The organism is Winogradskyella thalassocola, assembly GCF_900099995.1.
GTDB classification, from domain to species: Bacteria; Bacteroidota; Bacteroidia; order Flavobacteriales; family Flavobacteriaceae; genus Winogradskyella; species Winogradskyella thalassocola.
Genome location: NZ_FNCZ01000006.1, coordinates 130,224 through 146,838, shown reverse-complemented (window position 1 = coordinate 146,838; position 16,615 = coordinate 130,224). Strand labels below are relative to the sequence as shown.

The following is a 16,615-nucleotide window of genomic DNA, read 5'->3' as shown; positions in this document are numbered from 1 at the left end:
TTTAACAATTGGCTCATAGTTAGGGATTTCAATTTTAACTATATTAAGACCTTTAACCAATCAAAACAAAAACATGAAAAAATTAATCCATTTTTTTGCATTTCTATTCTTTCTAAATAGTTATGCCCAACAAAGCTTAACCTATCAGCAACCTTCTGATGAAATTTTAGAATTAGCTGATGTCGATTTGGCTCCTGGTGTACAGATTGACAGTAAAGGCGAGAATATTGTGTTACTCTATCGTAATCAATATAAATCTATTGCAGAGCTATCTGAAACAGAATTACGATTGGCTGGTCTACGTATAAACCCGGTAACAAATATTGGTAGTAGAACGACGTATTACACCAATTTAAAAGTCAAAAAAACATCAGACAAAGAAGCAAAACAAGTTTCAGGCTTACCTGAAGATGCAAGGTTATCTAACTTTAGTTGGTCGCCGGATGAATCTATGATAGCGTGCCTTAACACTACAGCAACAGGCGTAGAAGTTTGGGTATTACATATCGCCGAAGCTAAAGCAAACAAACTTACTGATGCTACTATTAATGCCAATATGGGAAGTACACTAAATTGGTTTAATGACAACCAAAATTTATTAGTAAAAATGTTACCAAGCGATAGAAAACCATTAATAGATACCGATATTGCTGTACCATCTGGACCAACTATTTCTGAAAGTGATGGTGAAAAAGCACAAAATAGAACCTATCAAGATTTATTAAAAACCCCTAATGATGAATTTAATTTCGAACAACTCGCACGTTCAGAAATCAAAAAAGTTTCAATTAATGGCAAAATAGACAGCTTTTTAGGAGCCGATATGTATCGTGGTATTGATTTTTCACCAGATGGAGAATACATTATGATCACAACGATAAAAAGACCATTTTCATATTTAGTAACCTACTCTAGATTTCCAAATGAAAGTACAATTTACACTACAACGGGACAGAAGGTTAAAACGGTAAACGAGGTGCCCTTAGATGAAGTAAGACCAAAAGGATTTATGTCTACGCGAACCGGAAAAAGAAACTTAAATTGGAGAGGTGACCAACCGTCTACTTTAGTTTGGGTAGAAGCTCTAGATCAAGGAGACCCTGAAGTTGAAGTTGATTATAGAGATGCGCTTTACCAAGTTGAAGCCCCATTTAATGGTAAGTCTAAACTTTTAATAAAAACAAAACAACGTTTTGGAGGTGTCAGTTGGGCAACTGAAACTACTGCAGTCGCTTATGATTACTGGTGGAATACTCGAAACACCAAAACCTATATTTTTAATCCTTCAAATTCTAAATCGGAACCTAAAATTATTACAGACCGCAGTTATCAAGATGTTTATAGTGATCCAGGGAATTTTGTGAGTTCTAAAAATGAATTCGGTCAATATACATTAACAATGAATGGCGATAAGTTATTCCTAATGGGAGATGGGTATTCTAAAGAAGGACAATTTCCATTTATAGATGAATACAATCTAAAAACGAATAAAACGAAACGCCTATACCAATCTCCATATACCGATAAACTCGAAAGCTTAAATTCAGCAATCGACATGAAAAAAGGTGAGATTTTGGTTAGAATTGAATCTAAAACAGAATACCCTAATTATTATATTAGAAACATCAACAAAAAAAATGATTTAACAGCAATTACTACTTTTGAAAATCCTTTTAAAAGCCTTGAAAACGTTAACAAACGTGTCATTAATTATAAACGTGATGATGGATTGGATTTAGAAGGCACACTCTATTTGCCATTAAATTACGAAGAAGGAAAAAAGTACCCAATGATTTTGTGGGCTTATCCACGTGAATTTAAAGACAAAGCAAGTGCTGCGCAAAGTACAGCAAACCCTAACGAATTTGTATATCCATATTGGGGTTCACCAATCTACTGGGTTACTAAAGGCTATGTCGTTTTAGATGATGCGGCTTTCCCGATTGTTGGTGAAGGCGAAGAAGAACCTAATGATTCATTTAGAACACAATTAGTCGCCAATGGAAAAGCGGCGATTGATGCCGTTGATGACCTCGGTTATATTGACAGAAAAAAAGTAGCCGTTGGTGGCCATAGTTATGGTGCATTTATGACGGCTAATTTATTATCTCATTCCAACTTATTTGCTGCAGGTATTGCGAGAAGTGGTGCTTATAACAGAACCTTAACCCCTTTTGGATTTCAAAGTGAAGAGCGTAGCTATTGGGATGCGCCAGAGGTGTATTACAATATGTCGCCTTTTATGCATGCAGACAAAATGAAAACTCCTTTACTTTTAATACATGGAGTTGCGGATAATAACTCGGGTACTTATCCATTACAAAGTGAGCGTTATTTTAATGCCTTAAAAGGTTTAGGCGCACCAGTAAGATTAGTGATGTTACCAAAAGAGAGTCATGGCTATAGAGCTAAAGAATCTATTATGCACATGCTTTGGGAACAAGATCAGTGGTTAGAAAAACATGTAAAAAACAGAGTTGAAAAAGCGGAAGCAATTAACACTGAAAAAGAAGAAAAACAGATAAAGGATTAAGTATCTCATATATTTTAATTTGAAAGCCATTCCGTAAAACGAATGGTTTTTTTTATGTCATCTTGTCACAAATATTTTCTTGGTATTTTATTTGACTATAACTAATCATTCAAATTAATAATACAAAAAACTATATATCATGACAAAAGGAAGTATTAATGTATCGGTAGAGAATATCTTTCCGTTAATTAAAAAGTTCTTATACAGCGATCACGAAATCTTTTTACGTGAGCTTATTAGTAATGGTACAGATGCCACGCTAAAATTAAAACACCTTACAAGTATAGGTGAATCTAAATCTGACTATGGAAATCCTATTATCGAAGTAAAGATTGATAAAGAAGGTAAAAAACTTCACATCATTGATCAAGGTTTAGGGATGACAGCCGAAGAGGTTGAAAAATACATTAACCAAGTGGCCTTTTCTGGTGCTGAAGAATTCTTAGACAAGTATAAAGATTCTGCAAAAGATTCAGGAATTATTGGACATTTTGGTCTTGGGTTCTACTCAGCTTTTATGGTGGCAGAAAAAGTTGAAATTATTACCAAGTCGCATACTGGTGCAGATGCTGCACATTGGACTTGTGATGGGTCTCCTGAATTTACACTAGAGCCTTCTGATAAAGCAGACAGAGGAACAGAAATTATTCTTCATATTGCAGAAGATTCTACTGAATTTTTAGAAGAAGCAAGAATCAGTGCTTTACTTAATAAGTACAACAAGTTTATGCCTATTCCAATTAAATTTGGAACTAAGGAAATAAACGATCCAGAATTTACTCCTGCAACGACTACTGATGCAGAAGGAAAAGAAACGACTGAGCCACATAAAAAGATTACTGTAGATAACATTATCAATAACCCTAATCCGGCTTGGACAAAACAACCAACGGAATTAGAAGATGAAGATTATAAAAGCTTCTACAGAGAATTGTATCCAATGCAATTTGAAGAGCCTTTATTTAACATTCACCTTAATGTAGATTATCCGTTCAACTTAACAGGAATTTTATATTTCCCGAAGATGACGAACGATATGAACATGCAAAAGGATAAGATTCAGTTATACCAAAACCAAGTTTATGTAACGGATAATGTTGAAGGAATTGTTCCTGAATTCTTAACCATGTTACGTGGTGTTATTGACTCTCCAGATATTCCATTAAACGTATCACGTTCGTATTTACAAGCGGATGGAGCTGTGAAGAAAATTTCATCTTACATCACGCGTAAAGTAGCAGATAAGTTGAAATCATTATTCAACGCGAATCGTGAAGATTTTGAAGCAAAATGGGATGATATTAAAATCGTAATTGAATACGGAATGCTTTCTGAAGAGAAATTCTTCGAAAAAGCTGACGCTTTTGCCTTATACCCAACAGTTGATGGTAAATTTTATACATATGAAGAGCTTTTCAACAAAACAAAAGCAGCGCAAACCGATAAAGATGGTAAGTTAGTTATTCTTTACGCTTCTAATAAAGACCAGCAACACAGCTACATTGAAGCTGCAAAAGCGAAAGGTTATGAAGTATTACTATTAGATTCACCTATCGTACCGCATTTAATTCAGAAGTTAGAATCTACTAAAGAAAATGTTTCTTTTGCTAGAGTTGACGGTGATCATATTGATAATTTAATCAAGAAAGACGAAACTGCAATTTCTAAATTATCAGAAGAGCAACAAACAGAATTAGATACCATCTTAAAAGAAGTAATACCTTCTGAAAAGTTCGCTGTACAGTTGGAAGCTATGGATAGCGATTCGTCTCCATTTATTATTACGCAACCAGAATTTATGCGTCGTATGAAAGAGATGCAACAGACTGGTGGCGGCGGAATGCAGATGTTTGGTAATATGCCAGAGATGTACAATCTTATCGTAAACACCAACTCTCCTTTGGTTAGTGAAATTTTAGAAACTAAAACCAAAAAGAAACAAGAACGTTTAATTACGCAAAGTTTAGATTTAGCACGTTTATCTCAAGGCCTTTTAAAAGGAGAAGAGTTGACGAACTTTATTAAGCGTAGTTATGAGATGATTAAATAATATTGGATATGTCATTGCGAGGACGCAAGACGTGGCAATCTCTTTAATTTAAAACCACTTTGTTAATTCAAAGTGGTTTTTTTTTCTATATTAGTAAATTAATTCTCACAAACACCTAAATCAATGATTACTAAATTATCATCACTTAAAAGCTTTATTTACATATTAATCTTTGGATTTATAACATGCAGTTGTTCAAAGCCAAAGGACGTCTACCATGCTGGACAAGGGCCATCAACCGCTGTTGGAGACTACGAATTAGTTACGTTAAATACTTCTTGGACTAATGGTACAGGCCATCCAGTAGGAATAACAGGATGCGATTTATTATGCACGCTAAAATTTAAATCTAATGAAACTTTTGAATTTACAGATTACAACTACAATAGTGACAATGATTGTACAGATTTTGAAATCATAACTGGTAATTGGATTGAAACTCGCTATTCCGCAGCAGGTTTCGGAGGTGAGCTTAATTTTAATGGTACATTTAGAGGATTCAATATTTATGATGCCACTTATAGTTCAGAAGGAAGTGTTTCAAATGGTCCTAATATTGGTATAAGATTTAAAACAGTAGTAGAGGGACAAGAATACTGGTACATGATATTATTTTACAGAGTCTAACCTTTAAATTTTAGCTATGAAGTCCTATAAAATAATTGTTTTTTTTATCGCAATTATCACATTACATTCCTGCGGTAAAGACAAAGTAGAACCAGAAGAAATAATTGAGCCAGTACTAATTTTTCCAGAATTAGTGACCTACGAAGCATCGGATATTAAACCTATATCTGTGAAACTAGGGTTTAGCGTCACTAATCAACATAACGCTGATATATTTGAAGTTGGTTTAATTGTCGGTTACGAACCAGGCTTAACATACGATAATAACACATCAAGAATTCTACTTCCTTGGGATGTCTCAGCAGATTATTATATGACCTTAGAAAATTTGCCGGAAGATAATATTACAATTTATGTGAATTCATATGCAATTAATCCAAATGGCATTGGGTATGGTAATGAAATCTCATTTAATAATCTTGGAAACAAAACCCACGGAGCAATAGAGTTAAATAACCAAGAAGAAGTAAATGCGTTTGGTAGTGAAGGTTATAATACAATAACTGGAAATTTAGAGCTAAGTGGAAATATAACCGATTTATCTCCTTTATCAGATCTGTATTCTGTTAGTGGTCTAAACGTAACCAATACACAATTACTAAATTTTGAAGGACTAAATAAGTTAGAACGAATTAGAGGTGATTTTAATGTTTCCAATAATCATTTATTAAATAATTTTCAAGGAGTTAATAACCTAACAGAAATTAGTTCAGTTTTTAGAATAGAAAGTAATGACAACTTAACAACACTTTCAGGTTTAGATAATCTTAATGCTGCTGGCACAATTATTATTCGCCAAAACCCTATTTTAAATAATCTAAACGGCTTAGAATCTACTACATTCGTTCCTTACGTAGGGTTATATTTTAATCCTTTACTTTCAAATGTTGAAGCTATTAAAAATTTAGAAACTCTTAAAGGTATCATTATTGAAGGTAATAACAGTTTAACAGCACTACCTATTTTTGAAAACATAGTAGATATTAGCACAGTTGACATAGGGTATAATACTAGTTTAAATAATCTAACTGCGTTTCAAAATGTTACAAACATAGCTTTACTAGAACTATTTCAATCTAATGTTACCAGTTTAGAAGGTCTCAATTCTTTAACTTATTTAGGCATTTTAAAATTGAATCAAAATGAATACATCACAAGTTTAAATGGCTTAGAATCACTAAGCACCTCAAATACTATTCAAATTAACTATAATCCAAATTTAGCTGATTTTTGTGCTTTAAACAATCTTTTCACTAACGGCTCTATAGGAACGTATGGAGTAGAATTCAATGCTATAAACCCTACTGAAGAAGATATTATCAACGGTAATTGCAATTAAATAAGATTTTTAACGTATATATCTCAAGGCCTTTTAAAAGGTGAAGAGTTAACGAACTTTATTAAGCGTAGTTACGAGATGATTAAGTAGATTAAAGACGCTTCGCTTTTAGAGCTAAGAGTCAAGAGTCAAGACTAAAACCACTTTGTGAATTCAAAGTGGTTTTTTCTTACACAAAAAAGCAAATCAACATTTTTTTAATTAGAGTGTCGGATTAAAGTCACACCCTCAAAAGTATTTACATACATTAACAACACCAACTAGATTTTTAAGTGCAAAACAACCCATCTATCATAAAGGAAATATTTAAAGGACTCTCATTTTCAGATGAAGAGCTTCTAATAATTTCAAGCGTATTAATGAAAATGGAATTTAAAAAAGGAAGTTTTATTTTTAAAGCGAATGATAATGTTGAAAACATGTTTTATATTTATGATGGTTGTTTAAGAACGTTTCATAGGGACAGCTCAGGAAAAGAGCATACGATTCAATTTGGGATAAAGGATTGGTGGATCACCGATTTTACAGCTTATACTTCTACTTCAAAGGCCATTATGAACCTCGAAGTTATTGAAGATGCTACACTTTACGCACTTTCAAGCACTGATAAAGAATATGTATACAATGAAGTTCCTCAAATCGAAACCTTTATGCGAAAAAAACTCGAGAGTGCATTCGCCGCTTTTCAAAAAAGAATGGTAGTTAGTTTATCACAATCTGCCAAAGAACGCTACCTCGATTTTCTTGATACTCATAATAATATTGAGAAAAAATTGAAGAATTATCATATAGCCTCTTATATAGGTATTACTAATGAAAGTTTAAGTCGCATAAGAAAAGAATTATATAATTCTTAGGTTTTTCATCATTTCTTAACATACATCAATTTTTATAAGTATTGAACCTTATAAATTTGTGGTTGTACAAACCCCTAACTAATTGTACTAAATTTTTTCCCTAAGGATTAATAGCTAAAAAGCGCAAGTTGTACAACTTGCGCTTTTTTATTACACCTAATTTAAATTCTTAAAACGGATAAATAAGAAATAATTTTTTATTTAAATTAGCCTATGGAAGAAATAAAAATACTATTCTTTGTTGTAGGTACTTTTTTCGGTGTTCATCAAAGTAACATAATTTCAGAAAAAACAACAGTTACTATAAATCCTGAAGAAAAAACTATTGTAATCGTACAAGAAAACTTAATGACTTTTATTAAAACTGAAAGTGATAGTTTAAATATTCAAAATGAATTGTCAATAATCGTACATCCTAATCATTCATGGAGACCTGAACTTGAAAACTTCCCTATAAAAGAGAAGACATTCTACAAATCTGATGATAAAAAATCGCTTAATTTAAAACTAAGTCTAACTTATTCGACCTTAAAAGATTTAAAAGTCTTTGGTATCGAAAAAAACAATAACGGAAAGTTCTCCATGATGAATTTCCCAAAATCACACACAACATCTACCGATGGTACATTAGAAGAACCCTATTGGAATTTTGAAGACGATAAACCTTTCACCTTTACCGAGGAACCTTTAACTGATTTGCCTGAAGCCTTCCAAAAACTTAAAAAGAATTTGTTACCGTTTTGGTTAGCGCTCAAATAAAAATAGTAAAAACAAAAAAAGACCATCTTTCGATGGTCTTTTCAATTATTAAGTAATTACTAACTATTAATCCAAAATCAACTTATGTGATACTCTTCCTTGTTCTGTAAATACATTAACAATATAAACTCCAGCAGACATCCCTCTAATGTCTACGGAATTTGTTCCATTCACTATCTTAACTTGCTTTACTATTCTTCCAGATAACGCAGTAACCTCAGCTTTTATTTCACCAGAAACAGAATTATCTATCACAATATTAAATTGTCCTTTTGTTGGATTTGGATAAAGATTTAAAACTGAAGCAGCATTAAAATCATCAACTGATAAAGCGACTTGTGCTTCTACAGATCCTATATCTCTTGCTCCTCCAAATACAACCTGACCAATTTGATCTACAAACATATCCGCTGCATCACCAGCATCATAAGCAGGTGAATTAGTTAATAACAGGTGTGTTAATGTAACACCTCCATTATCTTGTAACGGTCCTAATAAAGGATCTACTCCTTCGATATCATTCGTTTGAGTTGTAAATACTGATAAATCATCTGATCCAATTAAATTAAAATCATTTGATGTTAGCATTCCTGATACGTCTGTTCCTGTAACTGCAGTGTTTAAAGCTACAATCGTATTTTTTAAAGTAACAGTATTAACGGCATCAATACCTCCACCAATTCCGGCGGACGTATTCATTGCTACAGTTACCGCATTAAGATCTAAAATCGCTCCGTTATTTGTTAATCCACCACCAGAAACTGATGCTGAGTTACCAGAAATTGTACTCGTCATAACCGAAGTCATTGACCCCGTGTTATTATAAATTCCACCACCTTCAGCAGCTGTATTATTATCTATTGTAGACATAGAAACGGTCATCATCGTTCCTCCTTGATTCCACAATCCACCACCTTCATTAGCAGCAGCATTTCCTGTAATTGTACTTGTAGAAATTGTAATCATTCCTAACATTCCTGTAACGTGAAAGCCACCACCATTTCCTGGTGCAGCAGTTCCTGCTAAGCCATCAACATCATTATTAGACATTATTGAATTTGAAAACATTAAGTTACCATCAATAAGTTCAATAGCACCACCTGCTCTGTTAGCTGCATTACCATCGAATGTAGAATCCATGACAGTAACATCTCCAGCCGTACTTAATAATCCACCACCAGATGCAGAAGCTCCTGTTGCCATATTATTAGAAATTATACTACCATTTGTAATATTTAACGTTCCTCCATTATTGAAGATTCCTGCACCACCATCATCAGCTGCAGCACCTAAAGCCATATTAGAATCCACAAGAACATTATCTGTTGTCATTATACCAGAACCATTCCATAATCCACCACCTTCAAGCGCTGCACTATTTCCATTTACAGTTCCACCAGCAATATCAACAGTGCTATCTCCACTTACATGAAGTCCACCACCATTTCCAGGTGCACCTGTTCCTGTTACAACTCCTGTTATATTATTATCCAAGCTTACATCAGTCAATAATACTGGTCCACTTCCATTAGTTTCAATTCCACCACCAGCTCTATTAGATTCATTAAAAGCAATTGTAATTCCGTTCGCCATTAAAGTACCTGCTGCGTTTAAAATTCCACCACCTGTAGATTGCGCTCCATCAGCTATATTATTCGTGATTTCAGTTGTTCCTGAAAGATCAAGTGTTCCTCCTTCATTATAAATTCCACCTCCACCAGCAGCACCTGCTGTAGTAGCGTCATTTCCTGAAGCTGTATTTCCATCTACGATATGATTTACAATAGTCATTACTCCTGAACCATTCCATAAACCACCACCTTCATTAGCGGCAATATTGTTGTTAGTTGTACCACCTGTAATGTTTGTTGTCGCAGCACCAGATACATGAAGTCCACCACCAGATCCTGGTGCAGCCATTGCTGGAGAAACTCCTGCATTATTCATATCTAAGGTTGTGTTTATAAGATTTAAAGTGCCACCTGCGTGTTCAATTCCTCCACCAGCTCTATTGGCCTGATTCATTGTAACTGTAGAATTTGTTACAGTAACATCACCACCAATAGTTAATATTCCGCCACCAGAGCCAGAAGCTCCATCGGCTATATTATTGCTTATTGTTGTGTTGTTTTGAACGATTAATGTTCCTCCGTTATTAAAAATTCCGGCACCACCATCATCTGCTGCTGGTCCACTTGCCACATTCCCGCTAATTAATACTCCATCTACAGTCATTGTAGCTGTACTGTTCCATAAAGCTCCACCTTCTCTAGCAGCCACATTATCACTCATTGTACCTCCTGTTAGTGTTGCTGTTCCTGATCCACTAATATGAAGTCCTCCTCCATTACCTGGACTAGCAATCGCTGGTGAAACACCTGTATTATTACCACTAACATTGTAGTTTCCTGAGAAATCAATAGAACCGTCTATAATCTCAATAGCTCCACCTGCGCGGTTAGATTGATTAAAAGCCAAAACAGCATCTGTAATTGTAACAGCACCATCTGTACTTAAAATTCCACCACCAGAACCTGAAGTTCCATTTGCAATATTATTTGTTATTGCTGCTGCATTACCAACAACTAAAGTTCCTCCATTATTAAATATAGCTCCACCACCATCATCAGCATCATTACCTGAAGCTATATTAGCATCCAAAAAGGCTAAGCTTACATCCATGGTTCCTAAATTGTTCCATAGTCCACCACCTTCTTTAGCCGCATAATTATTTGAAACTGTTGAAAAACCCGAAATTGTTGCATTGGTTGTACCAGATAAATGTACAGCACCACCATTTCCTGGGTTTGGTGTAATTGTATTTCCTAATCCAATGTCTACACCTGCAGCATTTCCTGTAAGTGTAACACCCGATAAAATTAAAGTGCCGTTTGAACTATCTTCAATCGCTCCACCTGCTCTACTTGCATAGTTTCCTGTAATTACTAATCCATTTGCTAGGTTTAAAATTCCACCAGTATTATTAAAAATAGCACCTCCACGTCCTCCTGGAGTTGCTCCACTCGCAATGTTACCTACTATGGTTGTTCCTGCGCTAATATTAATTGTACCGTTACCATTATTAAAAATAGCACCTCCACCAGTAGCATCTCCTACTGCAGAGTTTCCTGTTATCATGACATCAATTACATCTAAAACACCACTACCATTCCATAATCCACCACCTTCTTTACCAGCGACATTTCCATTAACAGTACCTCCGCTAACAATAGCACTTCCGGCTCCTGTAATGTGTAATCCACCTCCGTTTCCGGGAGCTGCTGTTGCAGGCGATACACCTGCATTGTTATTATCTAAGTTCACATTTAATAATGTGATTGATAATCCTGCACCAGAATTATCCTCTATACCACCACCTGCTCTATTCGCTGTATTATTTGAAATTTCAGAATTATTAACCACTAAAACACCTCCAATAGCATTAAAAATTCCACCACCTGAACCTGAAGCTCCATTAGCTGTATTCCCTGATATTGTTGAATTGTTAATAGTTACAACTGCGTTTGTCATATAAATGGCACCACCATCAACATCACGACCGTTGATTAGCATTAAGTCGTTTAATACGACTAAACCTGCCGTGATATTAAATATTCTACCATTATTATTAGCATCAATAGTTAATGGTGTTATAGAATTCCCACTAATTATTAAATCTTTATCAATTAGAAGTTCGCTATTTAAAGTTATCGTAGTCACTGATGTGTCAAAAGTTATTACGCCACCAATTGGTGTGTCTGCGATTTCATTTCGTAATGTTCCGTCTGTTCCATCATCTGCTCCGCTAGTCACTAGCTGGGCAAATGCACTTGTCGAAATAAATAATGTCATTGCTGCTGCAATAACAAAAGTAATTTTGTTTTTCATGTTGATTAGTATTTGATAAAATGGTTAATTGCTTTGCCACTTTGGAAAGCACAAATACCTACGAGAAAATTTAAGGGTGGGTTTTAAAAAACAATCTCTTTAACATTTCTTTAACATTTTTAATAATTAAAATTGAACTTCAAGTCGAGTGAATTCTTAAAATCATTACAAATTATAAAACCCCTTAGTTGTACTATTTTTTTATACTTTTAGTAAATGAAAATAATTTCAACCAACATAGCACAACCCACTACCTTCGTCTGGAATGGAGAAGAGATCACCACAGGCATTTACAAAATACCAACTGAGCATCCTATTTACTTAGGTCAATCCGATGTCAAAGGTGACGAGGTTTCGGATCGAAAAGTGCATGGTGGCGAGTTTAAAGCGTGTTACTTATTTTCTACAAATCAGTATCCCTATTGGCAAGATTTATACCCTAATCTAGATTGGACTTATGGTATGTTAGGTGAAAATCTAACCGTTGAAAATTTAGATGAAAAGCAACTTTTTATTGGTGACATTTATAAATTGGGTAATGCTTTAGTTCAAATAACGCAACCTAGAGAACCCTGCTTTAAATTTGCGCATAAGTTTGGTTCAGATACTGTTTTACAACAATTTATTACACATGGTTATTCTGGAACTTATGTAAAAGTTTTAAAAGAAGGAGAGGTCAAAATTGGAGATACATTTGAATTACTAGAACGTGGAAAAGATAGTATTTCTATTTTTCAACTGTTTGAATTACTCTACGCCGAAAACAAAAATATAGCGCATATCAACTTACTTCTAGATAATGATGCCTTACCAAAACGCTTTAGAAAACGCTTAACGTTCTTTGCACGATAACCCCCTTCTACAAGCACTTAAATCTTCAAAACGCACTAGATTTAAGCTAATTCACTCTATTATCTTTATTTTATTATAAGTACCTAAAAAGCAGAATATTATTAAATAATATCCTTTTTACGCAAACGTTGTAGTTAATCTTTTAATATCTTTGCGACGACTCAAAATAAATCAAATAAAAACATTCTACCAGTCATGAAAATCAAAAAAATTCTAGTTGCCAATCGTAGTGAAATTGCCATCCGTATTCTACGCGCATGTGCGGAACTTAATATAGCAACGGTTGCTATTTATACTTATGAAGATCGGTATTCGCAACATAGAAATAAAGCTGACGAATCTTACCAAATTGGTGAAGACAATGATCCATTAAAACCGTATTTGGATATTGAAGAAATTGTGGCTTTAGCTAAAGAAAAAAATGTAGATGCTATTCATCCTGGTTATGGTTTCTTATCTGAAAACTCAGAGTTTGCCAGACGATGCGCAGAAAACGATATTATTTTTATTGGTCCAGATCCTGAAGTTATGGATGCTTTGGGTGATAAAATTACAGCTAAGAAAATCGCTGTAAAATGTAATGTTCCTATTATTGAAAGCAACAAGAAAAGCTTAAGCTCACTAAAAATTGCACTTTCTGAAGCCAATGCCATTGGTTATCCTTTAATGCTAAAAGCTGCTTCTGGAGGAGGTGGACGCGGTATGCGTGTGGTTAGGAATGATAAAGATTTAGAGCAACATTTTGATTCTGCCAAAAACGAATCTTTAAATGCATTTGGTGATGACACCATGTTTTTAGAGAAGTATGTTGAAAACCCAAAGCATATTGAAGTACAGATTGTAGCCGACAGACATGGCAATATTCGTCATTTATTTGAGCGTGATTGTTCCGTACAACGACGACATCAAAAAGTAGTTGAAATCGCTCCATCTTATAACATTTCTCAAAAGGTAAAAGATGCTTTGTACAGATATGCTGTCGCTATTACTTCCGAAGTTAATTATAACAATATTGGTACAGTTGAATTTTTAGTAGATCAGCAAGACAATATCTATTTTATTGAAGTCAATCCAAGAATTCAAGTCGAGCATACAGTTACCGAAATGGTGACAGGAATCGATTTAGTAAAAACTCAAATATTCATTGCTGGTGGTTACAAATTATCGGATCAACAAATAAAAATATACGAGCAAGAGTCCCTACAAACCTATGGTTTTGCTTTGCAATGTCGATTAACAACCGAAGATCCTGAAAACAATTTTACACCAGATTACGGAAATATTACCACTTACCGAAGTGCTTCCGGAATGGGAATTCGTTTAGATGCTGGTAGTATTTATCAAGGGTATAACGTGAGTCCGTTTTTCGATTCTATGCTTGTAAAAGTGTCTGCACATGGTAGAACACTCGATGGAGCGGTTCGGAAAATGACACGTGCGTTAAAAGAATTTAGAATTAGAGGTGTAAAAACTAACATTCATTTTCTTCAAAATGTCATTCAGCATGAAACGTTTAAGCAAGGAAAAGTCACTGTGAATTTCATTCAGAATACTCCAGCTTTATTCGAAATAAAACTACCTCAAGACCGAACAACTAAAGCTGTTAATTTCCTTGCTGAAGTTATTGTTAATGGTAATTCTGATGTCAAAAATATTGATAAAACCAAAGTCTTTAGAACAGCTAAAGTTCCTAAATATAATCGTTCTGAGGCATTTCCAAAAGGCACCAAAGATCTACTAACGGAATTAGGTCCTGAGGCCTTTTGCCAATGGTTAAAAGACGACAATAAAATACATTATACAGATACCACCATGCGCGATGCGCATCAATCGCTTTTAGCAACACGTATGCGAAGTTATGATATGCTAAAAGTGGCCGAAAGTTTTGCGAAAAATCATCCTAATACCTTTAGTATGGAAGTTTGGGGTGGGGCTACTTTTGATGTCTGTTACCGCTTTTTACACGAAAGTCCTTGGACACGCTTAAGAGAATTACGTAAAGCGGTTCCAAATATTTTATTTCAAATGTTATTACGCGGCTCTAATGCTGTAGGCTATAAAGCCTATCCTGATAATTTAATTGAGAAGTTTGTTGAAAAATCTTGGGAAAATGGAGTTGACATTTTTAGAATTTTCGATTCACTCAATTGGGTGAAAGCTATGGAACCGAGCATTAATTATGTTCGTGATAAAACAGGGGGTATTGCCCAAGCTGCCATTAGTTATACAGGAGACATTTTAGACCCAAAGCAAACCAAATACAATCTCAACTATTATACGCAACTCGCAAAAGATTTAGAAAATGCAGGGGCCCATATGATTGCCATAAAAGATATGGCTGGTTTATTAAAACCGTATGCTGCTACAGAATTAGTTGGTGCTTTGAAAGACACTGTAAATATTCCTATTCAACTACATACGCACGATACCTCATCCTTACAAACGGCAACATATTTAAAAGCCATTGAGGCTGGAGTGGATGTGGTTGATGTAGCGCTTGGAGGCTTATCTGGATTGACCTCTCAACCCAATTTTAATGCCGTTGTTGAAATGATGAAAGGTCAAGAACGCGCACATGATTTTGATATGAATACGCTCAATCAATTTTCAAACTATTGGGAAGATACACGTGAAATGTACTATCCTTTTGAATCTGGATTAAAAGCAGGAACAGCTGAGGTGTATCAACATGAAATTCCTGGTGGTCAATATTCAAATTTACGACCACAAGCCATTGCTTTAGGTCTTGGAGACCGCTTTGATGAGGTAAAAAAAATGTATGCTCAAGTTAATATGATGTTTGGTAACCTCATCAAAGTCACACCAAGCTCTAAAGTGGTTGGTGATATGGCTATTTTTATGGTGACCAATAATCTCACTCCAGAAGATGTTATGGAGCGTGGTGAAACGATTTCCTTTCCAGAATCGGTAATCAATTTCTTTAAAGGAGATTTAGGTCAACCTGTTGGAGGCTTTCCTAAAGCACTTCAAAAAATTATATTAAAAAATAAAGAAGCGTATACAGACCGACCAAATGCCCATTTAACACCTGTAGATTTTACTAAAGAATTCGCTGCTTTTAAAAAGAAGTTCCAACAAGGCTTTACAAGACCTATTGAAATAGAAGATTTCTTATCGTTTATGTTATATCCAAAGGTATTTGAGAAAGCGCACGAAAACTATAAACTTTACGGAAATATAGCCTTGATACCAACCAAAGATTTCTTTTTTGGAATGAAGCTTCAAGAGGAAACCAACATTACACTTGAGCCAGGAAAAACAATAATTGTAAAATTACTTTCGGTAAGTATTCCCAATGATGCAGGGGTAAGAACGGTCTTTTTTAAAGTGAATGGAGAAAACCGATTTGTTGAAATATTTGATACGTCATCAAATATTACTAAAGTAGAAAATGTGAAAATTGATAAAGAAGATACCAACCAAATTGGAGCTCCTTTACAAGGTTCTTTATATAAGGTTTTAGTGAAAAAAGGTACAACCGTTAAAGAAAACGATCCGTTGTTTATAATTGAAGCCATGAAAATGGAAACAACCGTTACAGCACACAAATCTGGAAAAATAAAATCGGTAAGCTTATCTGAAGGCAGTATGGTTAAACAAGATGATTTGGTAGTTACTATGGAATAGGAATCAAACTATGATGTTTAAATTAAAAATTGGCAAGACTTTTGATTTTCAACTATTATAAC

9 protein-coding genes are annotated in these 16,615 nt (G+C 34.5%); 8 read left to right on the top strand and 1 reads right to left on the bottom strand.

The genetic code is table 11. The features are described 5' to 3' along the window. Positions 1-73: 73 nt before the first annotated feature. The 6 genes from BLT80_RS14275 to BLT80_RS14250 all read left to right on the top strand — a co-directional run bounded on the left by BLT80_RS14275 (position 74) and on the right by BLT80_RS14250 (position 8,165). Positions 74-2,533 (top strand): prolyl oligopeptidase family serine peptidase, encoded by a 2,460-nt coding sequence (locus BLT80_RS14275; protein ID WP_092469133.1) that lies wholly within the window; start codon positions 74-76, stop codon positions 2,531-2,533. 139 nt (positions 2,534-2,672) lie between these two features. Then, positions 2,673-4,583: a molecular chaperone HtpG gene (gene htpG / locus BLT80_RS14270; protein WP_092469131.1), complete on the top strand. Its 1,911-nt coding sequence runs from the start codon at positions 2,673-2,675 to the stop codon at positions 4,581-4,583. 123 nt (positions 4,584-4,706) lie between these two features. Next, on the top strand, positions 4,707-5,210 hold the full coding sequence (locus BLT80_RS14265) for a hypothetical protein (RefSeq protein ID WP_092469129.1): 504 nt from the start codon (positions 4,707-4,709) through the stop codon (positions 5,208-5,210). A 16-nt stretch (positions 5,211-5,226) separates the two neighbouring features. Then, the gene (locus BLT80_RS14260; protein WP_092469127.1) at positions 5,227-6,549 is read left to right on the top strand and encodes a hypothetical protein; all 1,323 of its coding nucleotides are present in this window, start codon (positions 5,227-5,229) and stop codon (positions 6,547-6,549) included. Positions 6,550-6,821: 272 nt separating this feature from the next. Then, complete coding sequence (locus tag BLT80_RS14255; protein ID WP_245710271.1) at positions 6,822-7,406, top strand: Crp/Fnr family transcriptional regulator; 585 nt, start codon at positions 6,822-6,824, stop codon at positions 7,404-7,406. Between the two features lie 213 nt (positions 7,407-7,619). Continuing rightward, positions 7,620-8,165: a hypothetical protein gene (locus BLT80_RS14250; RefSeq protein ID WP_092469125.1), complete on the top strand. Its 546-nt coding sequence runs from the start codon at positions 7,620-7,622 to the stop codon at positions 8,163-8,165. A 66-nt stretch (positions 8,166-8,231) separates the two neighbouring features. On the opposite strand, the gene BLT80_RS14245 is transcribed toward BLT80_RS14250, so the two are convergent. Further along, entirely contained in the window at positions 8,232-12,053 is a 3,822-nt protein-coding gene (locus tag BLT80_RS14245) for a beta strand repeat-containing protein (protein ID WP_092469123.1), read from the bottom strand. Positions 12,054-12,269: 216 nt separating this feature from the next. On the opposite strand from BLT80_RS14245, the gene BLT80_RS14240 reads away from it, so the two are divergent. Continuing rightward, a complete protein-coding gene (locus BLT80_RS14240) occupies positions 12,270-12,905 on the top strand; it encodes an MOSC domain-containing protein (protein WP_092469121.1) in 636 nt (211 codons plus the stop codon). A gap of 195 nt (positions 12,906-13,100) precedes the next feature. Next, complete coding sequence (locus BLT80_RS14235) at positions 13,101-16,553, top strand: pyruvate carboxylase (protein WP_092469119.1); 3,453 nt, start codon at positions 13,101-13,103, stop codon at positions 16,551-16,553. The last annotated feature ends 62 nt before the right edge of the window (positions 16,554-16,615 follow it).